This window comes from Helicobacter cinaedi PAGU611, from assembly GCF_000284635.1.
Lineage (GTDB): Bacteria > Campylobacterota > Campylobacteria > Campylobacterales > Helicobacteraceae > Helicobacter_C > Helicobacter_C cinaedi.
Window position 1 is genome coordinate 1,491,864 of sequence record NC_017761.1, and the last position, 19,408, is coordinate 1,511,271.

The following is a 19,408-nucleotide window of genomic DNA, read 5'->3' on the forward strand; positions in this document are numbered from 1 at the left end:
GGAAGTGGGTTTGATTTCTAACTGTAAAATATTTTTACCTTCCAAATTCTAACAACTAAATCCTTGATAACAAGGATTAAAACTCTCCCTAAACACCACTCCACTATAAAACAATTATAAAGATATTGACGGGTATTTCCGAAAAAAAAATGATAACCCATTCTAATCTAAAAATCAAAATAGTTAAAATGCATCAATATATGCTCCTAATGCTTCAATATCTGCATCTCTTAGATTTTTAGTTTGCATATACATAATCACAGAATTACCACCTTTACTTAATGTTTGTGAACGGAAGCCTTTTAAAGATTCTATAACCTGCTCTTTATTGAGCGAAGCGATTAAAACATTACCCACACTGCCGGGCGCAACACTTTTGCCATCTTTGCCGTGGCACGAAGCACAACGCACATAAAGTATCTCTGGATCTACCAATATCTCTTTAGAATCCTGATAAGCAGAGTCTGATATAACATTATTAGAATCTTGTAAAGGGGTTACAACTTTTGAAGGTTGCGAGTTAGAATCTTTATCATCAAAACAAGCAGAAAAAGAAAAAAGAAATAAACAAAATACAATAAACCTTAGCATTTCATCATCTCCTTTTTTTAACAAAATCCCCTAAAAATGAAACTCTTAGGAGAAAAACAAGATTGATTATTGAGCTTTTTCTTCCTTTTGTTCATCAGGCTTTACTTGATATTCACTTGTAGCAGGAGCTTCTACCTCAGGCTTAATGTCAGCGTTGTTCTCATCAGCGGGAACTACTGTTACTTGAGTAGGATCTTGCACCGGTTTGTCTTCTATTACTGGAGCTGGAGCAGAAGCTTTTTTCTCTTTTGTATTGTCGCTACACGCTGCAAATATTAAACCCAAAACTAAAACTAAAGCTAACTTTTTCATATGTTACCCCTTTCTTTTTTCCATAATTTCCTTGGCAATATTATTTGGAACTTCACCATAGTGGTCAAACTCCATTGTATATATGCCTCTGCCCTGTGTAGCTGAACGCAAATCAGTAGAATACCCAAACATCTCAGCTAATGGAACAAACGCATTCACTATCTTTAATCCCATACGATCATCCATTGAATTTATCTGTCCGCGCCTTCTGTTTAAATCTCCTATGACATCACCCATATACTCTTCAGGGACCTCAACCTCAACCTTCATCATAGGTTCCAAAAGCACAGCATTTGCCTTGCGACAAGCATCTTTAAACGCCATAGAACCAGCGATTTTAAACGCCATTTCAGATGAATCCACATCGTGATAACTCCCATCATAAAGAGTTACCTTAAAATCTACAACCGGATAGCCAGCAAGTACGCCATTTTGCATTGCCTCTTGGATACCCTTATCAACAGCAGGAATATATTCTTTTGGAATAACACCCCCGCTAATATTATTTACAAATTCATATCCCTCACCGGGTTCTTTTGGCTCTAGCTTAATATGAACGTGTCCATACTGACCTCGCCCACCAGATTGTTTTGCATACTTACATTCCTGTTCTACTGCGTTACGGATAGTTTCTCTAAACGCAACTTGTGGCTCACCTACTTCAGCTTCAACCTTAAACTCCCTTTTCAACCTATCGACGATAATTTCAAGGTGCAACTCACCCATACCACCAATAAGCGTTTGCCCTGTTTCCTCATGTGTGCTTACTCTAAAGCTTGGGTCCTCTTCTGCAAGTTTACCTAGAGCAATAGACATCTTTTCTTGGTCTGCTTTCGTTTTTGGCTCAACAGCAATTTGAATTACAGGCTCTGGGAAATCCATACGCTCCAAAATTACAGGCACTTTTTCATCACAAAGCGTATCCCCTGTAACCGTGTCCTTCAGTCCAACAAACGCACATATCTCACCTGCATAAATCTCTTTAATGTCCTCACGCTTGTTAGAGTGCATTTTCAAAAGCCGTCCAACACGCTCTTTTTTACCTTTTGTTGAGTTAAGAACATAGCTTCCCGATTCTAGCTTTCCACGATATGCACGCACAAATGTAAGCTGTCCAACAAATGGGTCTGTCATAATCTTAAATGCTAGACCAGCAAACGCACCATTATCACTTGATTCTACACTAAGTTCAGATTCATCTTTTGGATCAATACCCTTAATTTCAGCAACTTCAGTGGGAGCAGGAAGATAATCAACTACCGCATCAAGAAGTGTTTGAACGCCCTTATTCTTAAAGCTTGAACCACAAAGCATCGGAATAAGGCTCATATTAAGGCAACCTATCTTAACACCTTTTTTAATCTCATCAATACTTAATTCTTCGCCACCAAGATATTTTTCCATTAAGGCTTCATCTTGTTCCGCTGCAGCTTCTAGCAACTTCTCACGATACTCATTAGCCTTCTCTACCAAGTCTGCTGGGATCTCTTCCACATCATACTTAGCACCCATAGATTCATCATTCCAAACGATAGCTTTCATTTGAATCAAATCCACAACGCCTTTAAAATTTTCCTCTGCACCAATAGGAATATTAATAGGCACAGGATTAGCCTTCAAGCGTTGCTTAATTTGAGATTCCACATTGAAAAAGTTTGCACCAATTCTATCCATTTTATTCACAAACACCATACGAGGAACGCCATACTTATTAGCCTGTCTCCACACTGTTTCACTTTGAGGCTGCACCCCACCAACGGAACAAAAGACAGCCACAGCACCATCAAGCACACGCATTGAACGCTCCACTTCAATGGTAAAATCTACATGTCCGGGAGTGTCAATAAGATTAATTTGATAATCTTTCCAAAAACAAGTCGTTGTCGCTGAAGTAATGGTGATACCACGCTCTTTTTCCTGCTCCATCCAGTCCATAGTTGCAGCACCATCGTGCACTTCACCTATTTTATGACTCACACCTGTGTAAAACAAAATACGCTCTGAAGTTGTTGTTTTGCCAGCATCAATGTGTGCGGCAATACCAATATTTCTAATTCGTGCTAAAGGGGTTTTTCTCGCCATTCTATGTCCTTTATTTCTCTGTTACCAACGATAGTGTGCAAATGCTTTGTTCGCTTCAGCCATTTTATGCACATCTTCTTTTTTCTTAAACGCTGCACCACGATCATTTGCCGCATCTACAAGCTCACTTGCCAAACGCTCAACCATCGTGCGTTCATTTCTCTTGCGTGTCGCCTCAAGTAACCAGCGGATAGAAAGGGACTGCTGACGAGCTGGACGCACTTCAACAGGAACTTGATAAGTCGCTCCACCTACGCGTCTGCTTCTTACTTCAACAAGTGGTTTTACGCGTTCCAAAGCTTTTTCAAAAACTTCAATACCTTTTTCACCACTTTTCTCTTCAATCCTATCAAAAGCTGCGTAAATAATCTTTTCACTCACACTTTTTTTGCCATCAAACATCATTTTATTGATAAACTTTGTTACGACTTTGTTGTTATAGATTGGATCACCTAGAATCTCTCTTATAGGAGCTTTTCTTCTTCTCATATTCTATCCTTAATTATTTTTTATCACCACCGGCTTTAGCTTTTTTAGCACCATACTTACTGCGTGAAACGCTTCGTTTTGCTACACCTGCTGTATCCAAAGCACCACGAATGATGTGGTATTTCACACCCGGCAAGTCCTTAACACGACCACCCCTTACAAGCACAATTGAGTGTTCTTGCAGGTTATGCCCCTCACCCGGAATATAACTAATCACTTCAACCTTGGAAGTAAGCTTAACCTTTGCTACCTTTCTTAATGCTGAGTTTGGTTTCCTTGGTGTTGTTGTGTAAACACGCGTACATACACCCCTTCTCTGCGGACATTCTAACAACGCTGGAGACTTTGTCTTGCGAATGACTTTCTTTCTCTCTTTTCTAATTAACTGATTTATGGTTGGCACTGACTTTCCTTTATGTAAAATTTGAAAATAAAAAATGTGGGGATTCTACCCAACTAAAACTTTTATTTCTCTTAGAGAATAGGATTTCGCCTATTCTTCAAGCCTTTCATCTTGTGAATCATACTTGTAGTTAAACTTCTTGTTTTTATACAAGCCCGTTCCCACAGGTATCATACGCCCTAAAACAACATTTTCCTTAAGATCATCAAGCGTATCTTGCTTGGCTGCGATACTTGCTTCCGTAAGCACCTTTGTAGTTTCTTGGAAAGATGCTGCGGAAATAATAGAATCGCTTCCAATAGCTGCACGCGTGATACCTAGCAAAATTGGTTCAGCCACCGCTGGTTCCCCGCCCATACGCAAGATTCGTTCATTCTCTTCTTTAAAATGTCGCTTACTGACTAAATCACCTTCAATAAATTTCGTATTGCCGCTATCAACAATCTTTACCTGCCGCAGCATTTGAGACACAATAATCTCAATATGTTTATCAGCAATACTTACACCTTGTCGGCGATATACTTGCTGCACTTCACTTACGATATACTTGTGGAGTTCCTTTTCCCCACTGATACGCAAGATATCGTGGCTTGAAACCACACCATCAGTCATCGCCTCCCCTGCGTGGATAAACTCATTTTCGTGTACGAGAATCTTCTTATTTTTATCCACAGCATATTCAGCCACGCGACCATCACTAGAAGTGATAATGATTCTTTCCTTACCGCGTATCGGCTTACCAAAACTCACCGTCCCATCAAGCTCTGAAAGAATGGCAGTATCTTTTGGCTTTCTTGCCTCAAAGAGTTCTGTAACGCGTGGAAGACCACCGGTAATATCTTTTGATTTTGCCAATGCTTTAGGCACTTTAGCAATAATATCAGCCACTTCTACCTTATCTCCATCATTCACCGCAATAGATGTGCGAGATTCTAGACGATAGCTTATCTCCTTACCATCTTTTGTGGTAACAACAAGCATAGGCTTATAACCAGCTGGAACATACTCGTTAATCACGAAATTCTTTTGATGTGTATTCTCATCTTCTTGCTCACTCACCGTAATACCTGCGATAATATCTCTAAATGATACAACACCCGCTTGATCAGCAATCACAGGCTCACTATACGCATCCCATTCTGCCACAACAATATGCTCATCTGAACTTGGCTCGGAAATAAGTGTGTCAATCTCCACTTCACTATTATCATCAACAAGAATCTTAGAAGTTCTCGCAATATAATGGCGGATAGCCTCCCTATCATTTTGATCAGCAATAACAGCAAACATACCTTTTTCTGATACAACCATACCTTTCTTCACATCGTGATTACGCTCAAGCGTATCGGCACGGAGTGTATAAAACTTCACAATACCCTTCTCTTTTGCCACGATTTTTTGAGAAATAGGCGCATTGTCTTCAACCTTTAGCTCACTTCCATAAGGAATGCGAGTGGGGACATTCCAACTATCCATAATCGTATCAACAATGCTTCCACCAACCTTAACCTTATATCCGCTTTCGTGTGGCACAAGGAGTTTGCCCTCAATCTTACCTGTAACCCCAGCAAGCTCGTTTTGCTTGGCTACATCATCTTTCCTTAAGCGGTAAGTTTCAGTTCGCTTCTTATCACCAACAATAGTAATATGCACTTCATCGTGGATATTTTCAACCAAAAGTTCCCCATCAAACTCCGCCTTAATGCGTGGCTCCACAACAAGAATAGCAGCATTTCTGCGATTTGCCACAATCTTTTGCCCCTTACTATTTGTGTAAGTGCGGATATTGTGATAGCGGATAAAGCCTTCTTTTTTCGCCACGATTTGCTTTTCTTCCGTGCTTCTGCTTGCCGTCCCACCAACGTGGAATGTTCTAAGCGTAAGCTGAGTGCCCGGCTCACCGATACTTTGTGCAGCCAATACCCCAACAGCTTCACCGGGTTTAACCATCTTAGACTCGCCAAGATTCAGTCCATAACACTTCGCACACACACCCTTTGGAGCCTTACAAGTTACAGGAGTGCGTATCATTACAGATTTAACATTTGCTTCCTTAATGCGTTTTGCCATTGCCACATCAATAAGCACACCCTCGCTCAATAGAATCTCATTAGCAATAGGGTCAATAATATCTCGTGCCAACACACGCCCAACTACACGCTCTTCAAGCGGCTCAATCATATCACTTCCAACGGTAATATCTGTAATCTCCACACCCTCGTGTGTGCCACAATCCTCAATGGTAACTTTCATATTTTGGCTTACATCAATAAGCTTCCTTGTGAGATACCCAGCATTTGCCGTTTTTAACGCCGTATCAGCTAGACCTTTTCTCGCTCCGTGCGTTGAATTGAAGTATTCTAATACATTCAAGCCCTCTTTAAAGTTTGATGTAATAGGCGTCTCAATGATCGTGCCATCAGGCTTAGCCATAAGCCCTCTCATTGCAGAAAGCTGACGAATCTGTGCCTCACTACCTCTCGCTCCTGAATCTGCCATCATATAGATAGAGTTAAAGCCTTGCTTATCAGTTTTAACTTTCTCCATCATCAGTTTGCCCATTTTTTCACTTGTCTCTGTCCAAATATCAATGCTCTTATTGTATCGCTCTTGTGCGGTAAGAAGTCCTTGCTCAAACTCACCTTGGATTCTCTTAATCTCTTTTTTAGCCTCTTCTATCATACCCATCTTATCTTGAGGGATAATAATATCAGCCGCAGAAATCGAAATACCTGCTTTTGTGGCATATTTAAACCCAAGATTCTTAAGATTATCAAGGAAAGTCGCTGTAATGCCTAGTCCGCCTTCTTTGTATACATAATCAATCAATGCACCAATGTCCTTTTTCTTCATTGTTTGATTCCATAGACTTAACGGCACAAAATCAGGTAATATGGAGCTTAAAATCATACGCCCAGCAGTTGTATCAATCACGCGTCTTTCATACACAGTTTTAATGCGTGCATTAATATCAAGCTCACCCATTTCAATCGCCATAACAATCTCATCAATACTTCCAAAAATCTTATGCTCACCTTTCACGCCCTTTTTCTCTAAAGACAGATAGTATAAGCCCAAAACCATATCTTGGCTAGGCACAGCTACTGCCTTACCGCTTGCAGGTAGAAGGATATTCATAGAACTAAGCATAAGTAGCTTACATTCGGCGATAGCTTCTTGTGAAAGTGGCACATGCACCGCCATTTGATCACCATCAAAGTCTGCATTGAAAGCCGAACATACAAGTGGGTGAAGCTGAATCGCCTTGCCATCTATCAATTTTGGGTGAAATGCTTGAATAGACTGCTTATGCAATGTTGGCGCACGATTGAGTAGCACTGGATAACCTTCAACAATCTCCTGCAAACACTCCCACACTTCATTTGTCTTTTGATTCACCATTTTTACAGCTTGTTTGAGCGTCGTAGCATACCCTTTCTCTTCAAGCTTTGCAAATAAATGTGGCTTAAATAGCTCTAATGCCATATTTTTAGGCAATCCACATTGATCCATCTTAAGATTTGGTCCCACGACAATAACACTTCGCCCAGAGAAATCCACCCTCTTACCGAGCAGATTCTGTCTAAAGCGTCCTTGCTTCCCTTTGATAATCTCTGAAAGCGATTTAAGCGGTCGTTTGTTTGCACCCTTCACCGCATTAGCATTTCTGCCATTATCAAACAACGCATCAACAGCTTCTTGGAGCATTCTCTTTTCGTTGCGGACAATAATTTCTGGTGAATCTAGCTCAATCAGTCGCTTTAAGCGTTGATTGCGGTTAATCACGCGACGATACAAGTCATTGACATCACTCACAGCAAACTTCCCGCCATCAAGCGCAACCAAAGGACGCAAATCTGGTGGCAACACCGGCAAGATTGTCAGCATCATCCATTCTGGGCGATTGCCGGAATTAATAAAGCTTTCAACAACCTTCAATCTTTTTACAATAGTCTTTTTCTTTGCTTCGGAATTTGTTGATTTTATCTCTTCACGCAATGAACCTAGAAGTTGCGTTAAATCTAGCTCCTCTAAAAGCTCCTTAATCGCCTCTCCGCCCATTTGTGCCACAAAGCCGGTATGTTCAAAGCGTTGATTAATACTTTGGAATTGCTCTTCATTCAGCACATCATATTTCAAAATTGGCTTTGAGCCTTCATTATCATAAAATGCCTCGCCGGGATTCTTAACAATATACGCTTCATAGTATAAAACACGCTCTAAATCTTTCATTTTCACGCCAAGCAATGTCCCTATACGACTAGGCAAAGAGCTTACATACCAAATATGTGCCACAGGTGCTACAAGCTCAATATGCCCCATACGAGAGCGACGAACTTTTGCTTTCGTTACTTCAACACCGCATTTTTCACATACAATGCCCTTATAACGCATTTTTTTGTATTTTCCACACAAGCACTCATAATCACGCACCGGTCCAAAAATTTTCGTGCAGAATAGTCCATCGCGTTCGGGCTTTAATGTGCGATAATTAATCGTCTCTGGCTTTTTGACTTCGCCACGACTCCAAGAGAGAATTTTCTCCGGACTTGCCAACACTAGTTGGAACGAGCTAAAGTCCTTTGGACGATCATCTTCTTTAATGGTAATAGGCACAGGCATTCCATTTTCATCAACTTCTTCGCCATAAATATTCACATCAAGTGCCAAAGATTGAAGCTCTTTTGTCAAAACATAAAAAGTCTCTGGAATCTCAGATTCCCCAACGCGCTCACCTTTTGTAATCGCTTTATACGCACCCCTGCGTCCTTCTGTATCATCAGATTTAATTGTAAGCATTTCTTTAAGCGTATGAGCTGCTCCATAAGCTTCCAATGCCCACACTTCCATTTCTCCAAAGCGTTGCCCACCAAAGAGTGCCTTTCCACCAACGGGCTGTTGCGTAACTAGCGAGTAAGGTCCTGTGCTTCGTGCGTGAACTTTTTCATCAACAAGATGATGAAGTTTGAGCATATACATATAACCCACATTGACACGCTCACGCATTTTTTCACCTGTTTTTCCATCATACAGCTCTGTCTTACCATCGGTGTCAATTTTAGCTAGGGCAAAAAGCTTATCAAACTGCTCTTGCTTGATACCCTCAAATACAGGGATAGCAAACTTCACACCCCTGCTCCAATCTCGTGCATAGCCAATTAAACGCTCATCATCAAGCTTTTGAAGAAAATCTAACATTGCCTTATCTTCTGGATTCACAAGCTTATGAATCTCAATCATTTTTGAACGCAATATCTCAACCCACTGCTTTGATTGTGAATTGAGAACTTCTTCAAGTTGGCGTCCAAGATTCTTACCTACAAGCCCCAAATGCACTTCAAGAATCTGCCCAATATTCATACGGCTAGGCACACCCAAAGGATTAAGAACAATATCCACAGGCTCACCATCAGCAGTATAAGGCATATCTACCATAGGGACGATATTTGAGACAATACCTTTATTTCCGTGTCGTCCAGCCATTTTATCGCCCACTTTCAGTTTGCGTTTTGTAGCGATATAAATCTTTACAAGCTTTACAACACCGCTAGGCAAAATATCATCTTTTTCTAGGATAGAGAGTTTCTCTTCGTGCTCTTCGCCCAAAGTTTTCTTTTGTTCTAAGAAGTTTGTCTTAATCTGCTCATATCGGCTTTGCACCTCTTTGGAATAGCTTTTAATCAAAGTGCTTAGAGCAAAAGGATTCAAAACGCTTAGCTCTTCTTTTGGAATCTGTGTGCCTTTTTTAAATGTCTTATCAGCAATTTTTGCTTCACTTATAAGCTTTTCTTTTGAAAGCATAAGTGAAATTCGCAAAATCTCCTCTTGCTGAATCATCGTTAATCTGTCGTGATGCTCTATATCAAGCACCTTTTTTTCTTCCTCATACGCACTTATGGCACGAGCATCTTTTTCATAACCCTTTTTTGTAAAGATTTTTACATCAACAACAGTTCCCTCAAGTGAAGGGGGACAATATAGGGACTTATTCACCACATGTCCTGCTTTTTCGCCAAAAATCGCACGCAATAATCTCTCTTCAGGCGTAGGCTTCACTTCACCCTTAGGAGAGACCTTCCCAACAAGAATCATGCCCCCACTTACATAAGTCCCAATCCTTACAATCCCACTTTCATCAAGATGAGCGGTCTCTGTTTCTTTTGTGCCCGGAATATCAGCTGTAATCTCCTCTAACCCGTGTTTAAGCTCACGTGCTTCAATTTCTTTTTCATAAATATGAATAGAAGTAAAAGCATCTTCTTCAATAAGCTTTTCACTCACCACAATGGCATCTTCAAAGTTATATCCATTCCACGGCATAAAGGCTACACGGATATTTTTTCCCAAAGCTAACTCACCACTATCCATACTTGGACCATCGGCGATAATTTGTCCTTCTTCCACGCTATCACCTTGTCGCACGATAGGTTGCTGTGAAAAACAAGTATTTTGGTTTGTTCGCAGATTCTTACCCAAATAATAGTGATCAATGTATGCACCATTATCATCTTCGCCAAGAATATAAATGTTTTTAGAATCTACCTTTTCTACAACACCGCCCCTTTTTGCCTTTGTCGCCTCCCAAGAATCACGAGCAATCACTTGCTCAATCCCTGTGCCAACAATAGGTGCATCAGGCTTTAATAGTGGCACAGCTTGACGCTGCATATTAGAACCCATTAGAGCACGGTTAGCATCATCGTGCTCTAAAAATGGAATGAGTGAAGCAGCCACACCAACAAGCATTCTAGGGCTTAAGTCAATGAGCTGAACGCGAGATTTTTCCCCCAGGAGAATCTCACCATCTTTTCTTGTTTCAATCAAATCTTCAATAATGCGACCATCTTTATCCACAGCCGTGCTTGCAGGAGCGATAACAAGTCCTTCTTCTTGAGCAGCAGTAAGATAAACAATCTCATCAGTTACAATGCCATTTTCAACCTTTTTATATGGTGCTTCAATAAAGCCCAAATCATTTACGCGGGTATAAGTTGAAAGTGTGTTAATCAAACCAATATTTTGCCCTTCTGGCGTTTCAATGGGGCAGATTCTACCATAATGCGTAGGATGCACATCTCTTGCTTCAAAACCTACTCTATCTTTCACAAGCCCACCCTCACCAAGTGCGGAAAGTCGGCGTTTGTGAGTAACTTCTGAGAGTGGATTAGTTTGGTCCATAAATTGTGAAAGTTGTCCGCCGGTGAAAAACTCCATAATCGTGCTTGTAATCATCTTGCCATTGACTAAATCGTGAGGCATAATCGTATCAAATACACCACTTAATGAAGTAAGCTTGTCGCGGATAGCCTTTTGCATTTTGACAAGTCCAGAGTGAAGCTCATTTGCCAAAAGCTCACCGATAGAGCGGATTCTACGATTACCAAGATGGTCTCTATCATCAATTTTACCTAGTCCATTTTTGACTTTAAGCAAATATTGAATCGTTTTAAGAATATCTTCGTGTGTCAGCACTGTTACATAATCAGGGACATTAATTTGAAGTTTATGATTCATTTTCATACGCCCAACGCGTGTCAAGTCATAACGCTCTGAATCAAAGAATAATTGACGCACAAAACTTTTTGCAACCTCTTTTGTTACAGGCTCTCCGGGACGCATAACTTTGTAGATTCTAATAGCAGCCAAGTCATTTTCATCATCAATCTTTTCACTTTGGCGAAGCATTTTAAGCGATTCTGCATCGGCAATAAATGAATTGATAATTGAGTTATCCACACCTGCTGCACTATCATTGGCAATGACAAACTCATTAACTTTAAGCTCGTGAAGTTTTTTAAGCTTTAGCTCATCAAGTTGTGTTAAGGTATCAAATAGCACCTCGCCTTCAGCATTAACAACAGGCTCAGCAAGGAATTTATTACTCAAGCTTTCAAGTGGATATTCTATAAGACCAATCTTAGCCTCTTTTAATTCTTTGATTTTTTTAGCTGAGAGTCTCTTGCCAGATGCCACTAAAAGATTGCCTTTAGAATCCTTGATGTCAAATTCTGCACGCGTACCAATACTATCAATATCAAAAGGAATAAGGTATTTGCCTTTTTGGTATTTTACTTTTTGCAGTGGATAGAAAATCTTAAGAATATCCTGCTTACTATACCCCATAGCACGCAAAATGATTGTTACAGGTACTTTACGGCGTTTGTTGATACGTGCATACAACACATCTTTAGCATCATATTCAAAATACAGCCAAGAGCCGCGATCTGGGATAATCTGCCCCGTATAGATAAGCTTATTTGATGAAGTATTAGATTCTTCTTCTTTGAAAATGACACCCGGGCTGCGATGAAGCTGATTAACCACCACGCGTTCAACACCATTGACAATAAAGCTTGTTCTATCTGTCATCAATGGAATATCACGCACAAAAATATTTTGTTCTTTTACATCTTTTACACCTAATCTTTCGCCGGTTTTTTCGTCCTTTTCCCACAATACAAGACGAATTTTAATCTGCAATGAAATGGCATAAGTTACACCACGCACCATTGCTTCATTGGTCGTATATTTAGGTTTGCCAAATTTACAACCAGCATATTCAAGCGTGATGCGATTTTGATTATCTTGGATAGGAAAAACAGACTTAAATACGCGTTCAATACCAGATTCTTTATCACCATCAATACAAAGAAAATCATCATAACTATTTCTTTGCAAAAGCAAAAGATTGGGAACATCTATACTTTGAGGATTTTTTGTAAAGTCTGCTCGGAGTCTATTTTTTAATTTTGTGAAGTTTGCCATATGTTGAATCCTTCTTGGTCTATGATTAAAAAGAGCTAAATACTCTAAAAAAGCCTACAATTATAAGGTATTTTTACAATATTACTTAAACGCAAAAAAGCCAAACCTTAGATTCTAAGATTTGGCAACCATTACAAGCAGTGAAACATAAGGATTTTATTTAATTTCAACCTTAGCACCCACTTCTTCAAGTTTTTTCTTAAAGTTTTCAGCATCTTCTTTGCTTACACCTTCTTTAAGTGTGCTTGGAGTTTGCTCTGTGGCATCTTTAGCTTCTTTCAAGCCAAGTCCTGTAATCTCACGAACTACCTTGATAACATTAATCTTATTTGCACCCGCATCAACAAGAATCACATTAAAGTCAGTTTTTTCTTCAGCAGCAGCTCCGCCACCTGCAACCGCACCTGCAACAACCGTTGGAGCAGCACTCACACCAAATTTTTCTTCAAAAGCCTTCACAAGCTCTGAAAGCTCCAACACAGAAAGATTCCCAATGTATTCTAATACATCTTCTTTAGAAATTGCCATTTTTTCTCCTTTTATTGATTTTCTTCTTTTTGTTTTTTCAAATTATCAAGCCCGGTAACAAAATAGCGTGCCGGTGCCGTCCAAACAGACAACAACATACCAATAAGCTCTTCTTTGCTTGGGAGCTTGGAAACAGATATAACATGCTGTGTATCCACAACTTCTGCATCAAACAAGCCAGTTTTAAGGCTAAAATGCTCACTATGTGCATCCGCAAACTTACAAACAACCTTAGATAACGCGATTTGATCATCTGCCCAAAGGAAAATATTTGTATCCTTAAGTGCTAAATCAGGCTGCTCTGCATTTTTTAGTGCGATACTTGCCAAAGTATTTTTAATCACTTGGACTTTAATGTTTGCCACTTTTGAAGTGCGTCTCAGCTCTTCAAGATGACTGACTTGCAAACCTTTATAATCACACACAATCAGTGCGGAAGCATTCTTAAATTCAGCACTTAAATATTCTACAATCTGAATCTTCTCTTGCTTAGTCATTCTTCCTCCTTTCAGCCCAAAACCTCACACAGGGTAAATTTTAAGCTTTAAGCCCCTATACTCTTTGGTCTAAGATAAAACTATGTGGTTATTTTGACTTATTTCACATCCATAAGCTCTTGAGAATCTACTCTCACAGCAGGACTCATAGTAAGTGACAATGTGCTACTGCGGATATATTTTCCTTTTGCTGAAGTAGGTTTTAAGCGATTGATAGCACGAACAAGTTCTAACATATTATCGCGAATCTTATTCTCATCAAATGAAACCTTACCGATAGGAGCGTGGATAATCCCTTTTTTATCAACTCTAAAATTCACCTGCCCACTCTTAGCGTTGGAAACCGCCTTGGCAATATCCATTGTAACAGTGCCTGTCTTTGGATTTGGCATTAAGCCTTTTGGTCCTAGAATCCGTCCAACTTTACCCACAAGTGCCATCATATCAGGTGTTGCAATGACCATATCAAAATTAATATTGCCATTTTTAATTTCATCTGCCAAATCATCAGCACCCACAACATCAGCCCCTGCATTCTTTGCCTCATCAGCCTTGATACCTTTAGCAAAAACGGCAACACGCACCTTTTTACCTGTGCCGTGAGGCAACACAACTGCACCGCGAATCATTTGATCGGCGTGTCTAGGATCAACGCCTAATCGCAACGCTACTTCAACGGTTTCATCAAACTTAGCAGACGCCAATGACTTAACAACACTCACTCCACTTTGAATATCATACACCTTTTGAGAATCTACCTTCGCCTCTAAAGCTTGTAATCTCTTTGCTATTTTTTTACCCATAAATAAACTCCGTTATTAATCTTGGATTTCTATACCCATGCTTCTTGCACTTCCAGCTACGATTTTTTTTGCAGCTTCAATGTCTGATGCATTAAGGTCTTCCATTTTAGTTTGAGCAATTTCCTCAAGCTGTTTGCTTGTTAATTTTCCAACTTTATTTTTCAACGGATTATCAGAACCTTTTGTAATCTTAGCAACTTTCTTAATAAGATCCGTTACAGGTGGCTTCTTTGTGATGAAAGTAAAGCTTTTGTCTTGATAAATGGTAATAACAACAGGGATATTAAAATCACCCATATCCTTTGTTTTCTCATTAAACGCTTTACAAAACTCCATAATATTCACACCTCTTTGTCCTAACGCTGGACCAACAGGTGGAGATGGATTTGCCTTGCCCGCTGGAATCTGTAATTTCAACTCACCAACAACTTTTTTGCCCATTATCTATTCCTTTCTCTTAAGCAAATTTAAACAATCTTTTCAACTTGCGAATATAAAATCTCAACAGGAGTATTTCTACCAAATATTGAAACATTAAGCTTAAGCTTTTTATGCTCCAAATCATATTCCTCAACCGTCCCCGTGAAATTCACAAACGGACCATCAATAATCCGCACAACTTCACCTTGTTCAAATGAAATCTTGGGTTTTGGAGCGCTTGGATTTCTTACTTTCTCAAGTATCTTTGCAATATCAGCCTCACTCAAAGGCGTGGGTTTCTTACTTTCACCGATAAAACGCCCCACCCTCGGCAAAGACTGAATCATATGCCAAAGTTTAGTATCCAAATCAACTTGGATAAACACATATCCGGGATACAAACTTCTATCCACGATCTTCTTTTTTGTTTCAATAATAGATTCTGTGGGGACAACAACCTCACCAAATCTATCTTGCATCTGATTTTGAACGATAAGATTGCGGATTGCCTCGCCTACTGATTTTTCACTACCAGAATATGTTTGTATAGCATACCACTCCAAGCTTCACCTCTCCACAATGATATTACAAAATACTTGATACAGAATGAAACAAAATCCAATCAACCAACGCCAAAAACAGAGTAACAACACTCACTACAATAAGCACAGAGATGGCTGCATTGCGAATCTGCTCTTTTGTAGGGAAAATAACCTTTAGCCGTTCCTCGTTTGCACTGTGAAAATAGGTTTTTATTTTCTTAATCATTTTGTATCTCTTTTCTTAAACAATTTTAACTTACAGCTTTTGTGGCAGGCCAGGAGGGACTCGAACCCCCAACACTCGGTTTTGGAGACCGACGCTCTACCATTGGAGCTACTGACCTATCAGCTAGGCAGAAGCCTAGCTTTTAAGTTTTACTTCCTTGTGAATTGTATGTTTATTCAAACGAGGAGAAAACTTCTTGAGCTCCAGTTTTTCCGTATTTGTTTTCGCATTCTTAGTGGTGCTGTAATTTATATCACCACATTCAGAACACTTAAGTCCTATTTTAATGGTGCTACCTTTTGCCATTCACAAGCCTCTACTATTCAATGATTTTTGTTACAACACCTGAACCAACTGTTCTGCCACCCTCACGAATCGCAAAACGAGTTCCTTCTTCAAGTGCAACAGGGGCAATAAGCTCTACTGTGATTTTTACATTATCACCGGGCATAACCATCTCTACACCACTTGGAAGCTCAATAGAACCTGTAACATCTGTTGTTCTTACATAGAACTGTGGGCGATAACCCTTAAAGAATGGAGTATGTCGTCCGCCTTCCTCTTTTGAAAGGACATAGATTTCACCTTCAAATTTCTTGTGTGGTGTAATTGAGCCGGGCTTACAAAGAACCATACCTCTCTCAACTTCTTCTTTCTTTGTTCCTCTTAAAAGGATACCAACATTATCCCCTGCTTCACCCTTGTCAAGCTCTTTTCTAAACATTTCAACGCCAGTAACTGTTGTTTTTTGCGTATCGCGGATACCTACTATTTCCACTTCATCACCCACACACACAACACCTCTCTCTACTCTGCCTGTTACAACCGTTCCACGACCAGCGATTGAGAATACATCTTCCACAGGCATAAGGAATGTTTTTTCAGTATCGCGTTGTGGAGTAGGAATATATCTATCAACTTCTTCCATCAACTTCAATACTTTCTCTCCCCACTCACCAACATTACCTGCTTTTGCTTCTTCAAGTGCTTTAAGTGCAGAACCGGCTACGATTGGTGTATCATCACCCGGGAAATCATATTGACTAAGCAATTCACGCACTTCCATTTCCACAAGCTCAAGCAATTCAGCATCATCAACCATATCTTGTTTGTTTAAGAATACAACGATGTAATGCACACCCACTTGGCGCGAAAGAAGAATATGCTCTCTTGTTTGTGGCATAGGACCATCAGCAGCAGATACAACCAAAATTGCACCATCCATTTGTGCTGCACCTGTAATCATATTTTTTACATAGTCAGCGTGTCCAGGGCAGTCTACATGTGCGTAGTGGCGATTTTCTGTCTCATATTCGATATGAGAAGTCGCAATCGTAATTCCTCTTTCTTTTTCTTCAGGGGCATTGTCAATATTATCGTAGTCCTTCATTTCTGCAAGACCTTTTGTCGCCAACACAGCAGAGATAGCTGCACTCAAAGTTGTCTTTCCGTGATCTACATGTCCAATCGTTCCTACATTCACATGTGGCTTGTTTTTTACAAACTTTTCTTTTGCCATTTTGTTCTCCTACTTTAAGATTTATTTTAGAATCTTTACAAGATTCCACTTGAAAAACTGGAGCCCATAAGCGGGATTGAACCGCCGACCTCTTCCTTACCAAGAAAGTGCTCTGCCACTGAGCTATATGGGCAATCTTATAAAATTTTGAAAAACACTTTGGAGAAAATCTTTAAGAATACAAGTCAAAGATTCAGCTCCCAGTATGGAGCGGGAAACGGGGCTCGAACCCGCGACCCTCAGCTTGGAAGGCTGATGCTCTAGCCAACTGAGCTATTCCCGCAGAAAAATAAACAAAATTATTTCGACTACCACCCTTAAACTTGGCTACTTCAACCCTTTCATTTTTGAAAGAGCTAGGTGGTGGTGAGTCGTGGATTCGAACCACGGAAGACATAGTCAGCAGATTTACAGTCTGCCCTCGTTGGCCACTTGAGTAACTCACCAAAAATAATTATAAAAACTGGTAAAAACACTGAAAGCATATGCTAGAGTGTGAAAAATGGAGCTGGTTAAGGGACTTGAACCCCCGACCCTCTGCTTACAAGGCAGATGCTCTACCAACTGAGCTAAACCAGCATGTTTGGAATTAAAAGGCGTGATTATATAGATTTTGCATAAGTTTGTCAAGGATAAACTCACTTTTTAACAAATTAACTTCACTTAACTTTACCGCCACAAAATCAAGTTAATTTTTGATTGCCTAGCTTATTTTCATTACCATACCACTTAACTTTCTTCAACAAAATTCCCTAGCCAAACCTATGTCTATCATAATCTACCCCTTGCACCCATACTCTTCAATCTCTTGTCTAATTTCTTGCTCAGTTCCTTCTAGCTCATCGCTCAATCGCTTTTGCGTCTCAATCACTTCATCAAACTTAAAACCAAGCATAACAATCCTATATAGATTTGGCTTATATTTACGCCAATTATAAAGAGTGCTTACATCAATGTCCAAATAATACGCCATATCACGCTTGGTTCGTTTCTGCTTCACTGCCACTTTCCTTAAAAATTTATTGATGATTCTAAATTTTGAAAGTGCATTGTGGCTATTTTTTGCTGATATAAAAACAATTGTATAAATCAATGTTTTTTATTTAAATAATTGAATATTTCAATTATTTTTGTTACAATCATCGCAATGTTTTACAAAACACCACCTCAATAACAAGGATTGTTATGACACTCAATGGATTTAAAACTGAAAAAAGCTTTCATTATGAAAATGGATTCTATGCCTGTGCTGATGATAGGCGATTTGGCAAATTTTTCGCACACTATGAGCTTTATAAAAAAATCATCAACTTGCCTGGAGACATTGTAGAATGTGGAATTTTTAAGGGCAACTCTTTCTTTCGCCTTGCTCATTTTCGCAATATCTTAGAAACACAGCATTCACGCAAGATTATTGGTTTTGATATGTTTGGCAAATTTCCCGCGACACATTTTGAAGCAGACAAGAAATTGCGTGAAGGATTTGTGGCTGAAGCAGGAGATGGTATTGCATTTGAAGAGATGAAGCGTGTTCTCTCACACAAAAATATTACGAATTATGAACTCATAGAAGGTGATATCAATCTCACCCTGCCACAATACTGCGTTGAAAACCCGCAACTTAAAATTGCCTTTCTACATATTGATACAGATATTTATGAACCAGCAGTAACGATTTTAGAATCTTTATATGACAAGGTTGTGCGTGGAGGGATTATCGCATTTGATGATTATGGCACTTTTCCGGGCGAGACAAAGGCAGCTGATGATTTTCTAGCCGACAAAGCAGAATCTCTACAAAAGCTCCCCATTTCACATATCCCAAGCTTTTTGATAAAAAGCTAGATTCCATACCCTACTCTTTAAGACATATTTCATAGCCAAACACAATACGCCCAAATATGTCAAACCCCTAATTTTCAAAATCCCATAAAGCAGGATTCTCAAGCAAACATCGAACATTATTGAAGCAAAACAAAATAATCGTGGCCGGGAGAGAGGGATTCGAACCCCCGGAGGTGTGACCCTCAACGGTTTTCAAGACCGCCGCTTTCAACCACTCAGCCATCTCCCGCCTTATTTTAAATAAACGGAAAGAATATGTAGAATCTGGAGGCGACACCCAGATTCGAACTGGGGAATCAAGGCTTTGCAGGCCCTTGCCTTACCACTTGGCTATGTCGCCACCTTTAACATTAACCTTATACCAAATCAAATTCATCAATGTCCC

General features: G+C 39.7%; 16 protein-coding genes and 7 tRNA genes. 1 reads left to right on the forward strand and 22 read right to left on the reverse strand.

Going from position 1 to position 19,408, the window contains the following annotated elements; genetic code table 11:
* Positions 1-183 precede the first annotated feature (183 nt).
* From HCN_RS07555 to HCN_RS07650, 20 genes are all read right to left on the reverse strand, one after another.
* The gene (locus HCN_RS07555) at positions 184-591 is read right to left on the reverse strand and encodes a c-type cytochrome (protein ID WP_014667132.1); all 408 of its coding nucleotides are present in this window, start codon (positions 589-591) and stop codon (positions 184-186) included.
* Between the two features lie 66 nt (positions 592-657).
* Complete coding sequence (locus HCN_RS07560) at positions 658-903, reverse strand: hypothetical protein (protein ID WP_002955406.1); 246 nt, start codon at positions 901-903, stop codon at positions 658-660.
* Between the two features lie 3 nt (positions 904-906).
* The gene (gene fusA / locus HCN_RS07565) at positions 907-2,985 is read right to left on the reverse strand and encodes an elongation factor G (RefSeq protein WP_014667133.1); all 2,079 of its coding nucleotides are present in this window, start codon (positions 2,983-2,985) and stop codon (positions 907-909) included.
* 21 nt (positions 2,986-3,006) lie between these two features.
* Complete coding sequence (gene rpsG, locus HCN_RS07570) at positions 3,007-3,474, reverse strand: 30S ribosomal protein S7 (RefSeq protein WP_002955408.1); 468 nt, start codon at positions 3,472-3,474, stop codon at positions 3,007-3,009.
* 13 nt (positions 3,475-3,487) lie between these two features.
* Entirely contained in the window at positions 3,488-3,877 is a 390-nt protein-coding gene (gene rpsL, locus HCN_RS07575; RefSeq protein ID WP_014667134.1) for a 30S ribosomal protein S12, read from the reverse strand.
* 90 nt (positions 3,878-3,967) lie between these two features.
* Complete coding sequence (locus HCN_RS07580; RefSeq protein WP_014667135.1) at positions 3,968-12,643, reverse strand: DNA-directed RNA polymerase subunit beta/beta'; 8,676 nt, start codon at positions 12,641-12,643, stop codon at positions 3,968-3,970.
* 156 nt (positions 12,644-12,799) lie between these two features.
* A complete protein-coding gene (gene rplL / locus HCN_RS07585; RefSeq protein WP_014667136.1) occupies positions 12,800-13,171 on the reverse strand; it encodes a 50S ribosomal protein L7/L12 in 372 nt (123 codons plus the stop codon).
* A gap of 11 nt (positions 13,172-13,182) precedes the next feature.
* Positions 13,183-13,668 carry a 50S ribosomal protein L10 gene (gene rplJ, locus HCN_RS07590; protein WP_002955412.1) on the reverse strand — a complete coding sequence of 162 codons (486 nt, stop codon included), beginning with the start codon at positions 13,666-13,668 and terminating at the stop codon, positions 13,183-13,185.
* Positions 13,669-13,766: 98 nt separating this feature from the next.
* Positions 13,767-14,471, reverse strand: coding sequence for a 50S ribosomal protein L1 (gene rplA, locus HCN_RS07595; protein ID WP_014667137.1), 705 nt, complete (start codon positions 14,469-14,471; stop codon positions 13,767-13,769).
* A 15-nt stretch (positions 14,472-14,486) separates the two neighbouring features.
* Complete coding sequence (gene rplK, locus HCN_RS07600) at positions 14,487-14,912, reverse strand: 50S ribosomal protein L11 (protein ID WP_014667138.1); 426 nt, start codon at positions 14,910-14,912, stop codon at positions 14,487-14,489.
* A 26-nt stretch (positions 14,913-14,938) separates the two neighbouring features.
* A complete protein-coding gene (gene nusG, locus HCN_RS07605; RefSeq protein WP_002955415.1) occupies positions 14,939-15,454 on the reverse strand; it encodes a transcription termination/antitermination protein NusG in 516 nt (171 codons plus the stop codon).
* A 22-nt stretch (positions 15,455-15,476) separates the two neighbouring features.
* Positions 15,477-15,659 (reverse strand): preprotein translocase subunit SecE, encoded by a 183-nt coding sequence (gene secE, locus HCN_RS07610; protein ID WP_002955416.1) that lies wholly within the window; start codon positions 15,657-15,659, stop codon positions 15,477-15,479.
* A 42-nt stretch (positions 15,660-15,701) separates the two neighbouring features.
* Positions 15,702-15,777: transfer RNA gene (locus HCN_RS07615), tRNA-Trp, on the reverse strand.
* Between the two features lie 17 nt (positions 15,778-15,794).
* Positions 15,795-15,965: a 50S ribosomal protein L33 gene (rpmG, locus tag HCN_RS07620; RefSeq protein WP_002955417.1), complete on the reverse strand. Its 171-nt coding sequence runs from the start codon at positions 15,963-15,965 to the stop codon at positions 15,795-15,797.
* A 13-nt stretch (positions 15,966-15,978) separates the two neighbouring features.
* Positions 15,979-17,178 carry an elongation factor Tu gene (tuf, locus tag HCN_RS07625; protein ID WP_002955418.1) on the reverse strand — a complete coding sequence of 400 codons (1,200 nt, stop codon included), beginning with the start codon at positions 17,176-17,178 and terminating at the stop codon, positions 15,979-15,981.
* Between the two features lie 58 nt (positions 17,179-17,236).
* Positions 17,237-17,311 (reverse strand) — tRNA-Thr (locus tag HCN_RS07630).
* A 73-nt stretch (positions 17,312-17,384) separates the two neighbouring features.
* Positions 17,385-17,461, reverse strand: a tRNA-Gly gene (locus HCN_RS07635).
* Between the two features lie 78 nt (positions 17,462-17,539).
* Positions 17,540-17,624 (reverse strand) — tRNA-Tyr (locus HCN_RS07640).
* Between the two features lie 57 nt (positions 17,625-17,681).
* Positions 17,682-17,757 (reverse strand) — tRNA-Thr (locus tag HCN_RS07645).
* Positions 17,758-17,956: 199 nt separating this feature from the next.
* A complete protein-coding gene (locus HCN_RS07650; RefSeq protein ID WP_002955419.1) occupies positions 17,957-18,151 on the reverse strand; it encodes a hypothetical protein in 195 nt (64 codons plus the stop codon).
* Between the two features lie 212 nt (positions 18,152-18,363).
* Between HCN_RS07650 and HCN_RS07655 the strand changes: the two genes are divergently transcribed.
* Positions 18,364-19,023 (forward strand): TylF/MycF/NovP-related O-methyltransferase, encoded by a 660-nt coding sequence (locus HCN_RS07655; protein WP_014667140.1) that lies wholly within the window; start codon positions 18,364-18,366, stop codon positions 19,021-19,023.
* Positions 19,024-19,164: 141 nt separating this feature from the next.
* On the opposite strand, the gene HCN_RS07660 is transcribed toward HCN_RS07655, so the two are convergent.
* Together HCN_RS07660 and HCN_RS07665 are read right to left on the reverse strand one after the other, a co-directional pair.
* Positions 19,165-19,252 (reverse strand) — tRNA-Ser (locus HCN_RS07660).
* Between the two features lie 36 nt (positions 19,253-19,288).
* Positions 19,289-19,363, reverse strand: a tRNA-Cys gene (locus HCN_RS07665).
* Positions 19,364-19,408 lie beyond the last annotated feature (45 nt).

What these genes read in the sequence shown, in the direction of transcription:
- secE (WP_002955416.1), bottom strand. Translation starts at nt 15,659, where the DNA reads ATGATTAAGAAAATAAAAACCTATTTTCACAGTGCAAACGAGGAACGG.
- HCN_RS07655 (WP_014667140.1), top strand. Translation starts at nt 18,364, where the DNA reads ATGACACTCAATGGATTTAAAACTGAAAAAAGCTTTCATTATGAAAAT.
- tuf (WP_002955418.1), bottom strand. Translation starts at nt 17,178, where the DNA reads ATGGCAAAAGAAAAGTTTGTAAAAAACAAGCCACATGTGAATGTAGGA.
- HCN_RS07560 (WP_002955406.1), bottom strand. Translation starts at nt 903, where the DNA reads ATGAAAAAGTTAGCTTTAGTTTTAGTTTTGGGTTTAATATTTGCAGCG.
- rpsG (WP_002955408.1), bottom strand. Translation starts at nt 3,474, where the DNA reads ATGAGAAGAAGAAAAGCTCCTATAAGAGAGATTCTAGGTGATCCAATC.
- rplL (WP_014667136.1), bottom strand. Translation starts at nt 13,171, where the DNA reads ATGGCAATTTCTAAAGAAGATGTATTAGAATACATTGGGAATCTTTCT.
- HCN_RS07580 (WP_014667135.1), bottom strand. Translation starts at nt 12,643, where the DNA reads ATGGCAAACTTCACAAAATTAAAAAATAGACTCCGAGCAGACTTTACA.
- rplK (WP_014667138.1), bottom strand. Translation starts at nt 14,912, where the DNA reads ATGGGCAAAAAAGTTGTTGGTGAGTTGAAATTACAGATTCCAGCGGGC.
- rpmG (WP_002955417.1), bottom strand. Translation starts at nt 15,965, where the DNA reads ATGGCAAAAGGTAGCACCATTAAAATAGGACTTAAGTGTTCTGAATGT.
- rplJ (WP_002955412.1), bottom strand. Translation starts at nt 13,668, where the DNA reads ATGACTAAGCAAGAGAAGATTCAGATTGTAGAATATTTAAGTGCTGAA.
- HCN_RS07555 (WP_014667132.1), bottom strand. Translation starts at nt 591, where the DNA reads ATGCTAAGGTTTATTGTATTTTGTTTATTTCTTTTTTCTTTTTCTGCT.
- rplA (WP_014667137.1), bottom strand. Translation starts at nt 14,471, where the DNA reads ATGGGTAAAAAAATAGCAAAGAGATTACAAGCTTTAGAGGCGAAGGTA.
- HCN_RS07650 (WP_002955419.1), bottom strand. Translation starts at nt 18,151, where the DNA reads ATGGCGTATTATTTGGACATTGATGTAAGCACTCTTTATAATTGGCGT.
- fusA (WP_014667133.1), bottom strand. Translation starts at nt 2,985, where the DNA reads ATGGCGAGAAAAACCCCTTTAGCACGAATTAGAAATATTGGTATTGCC.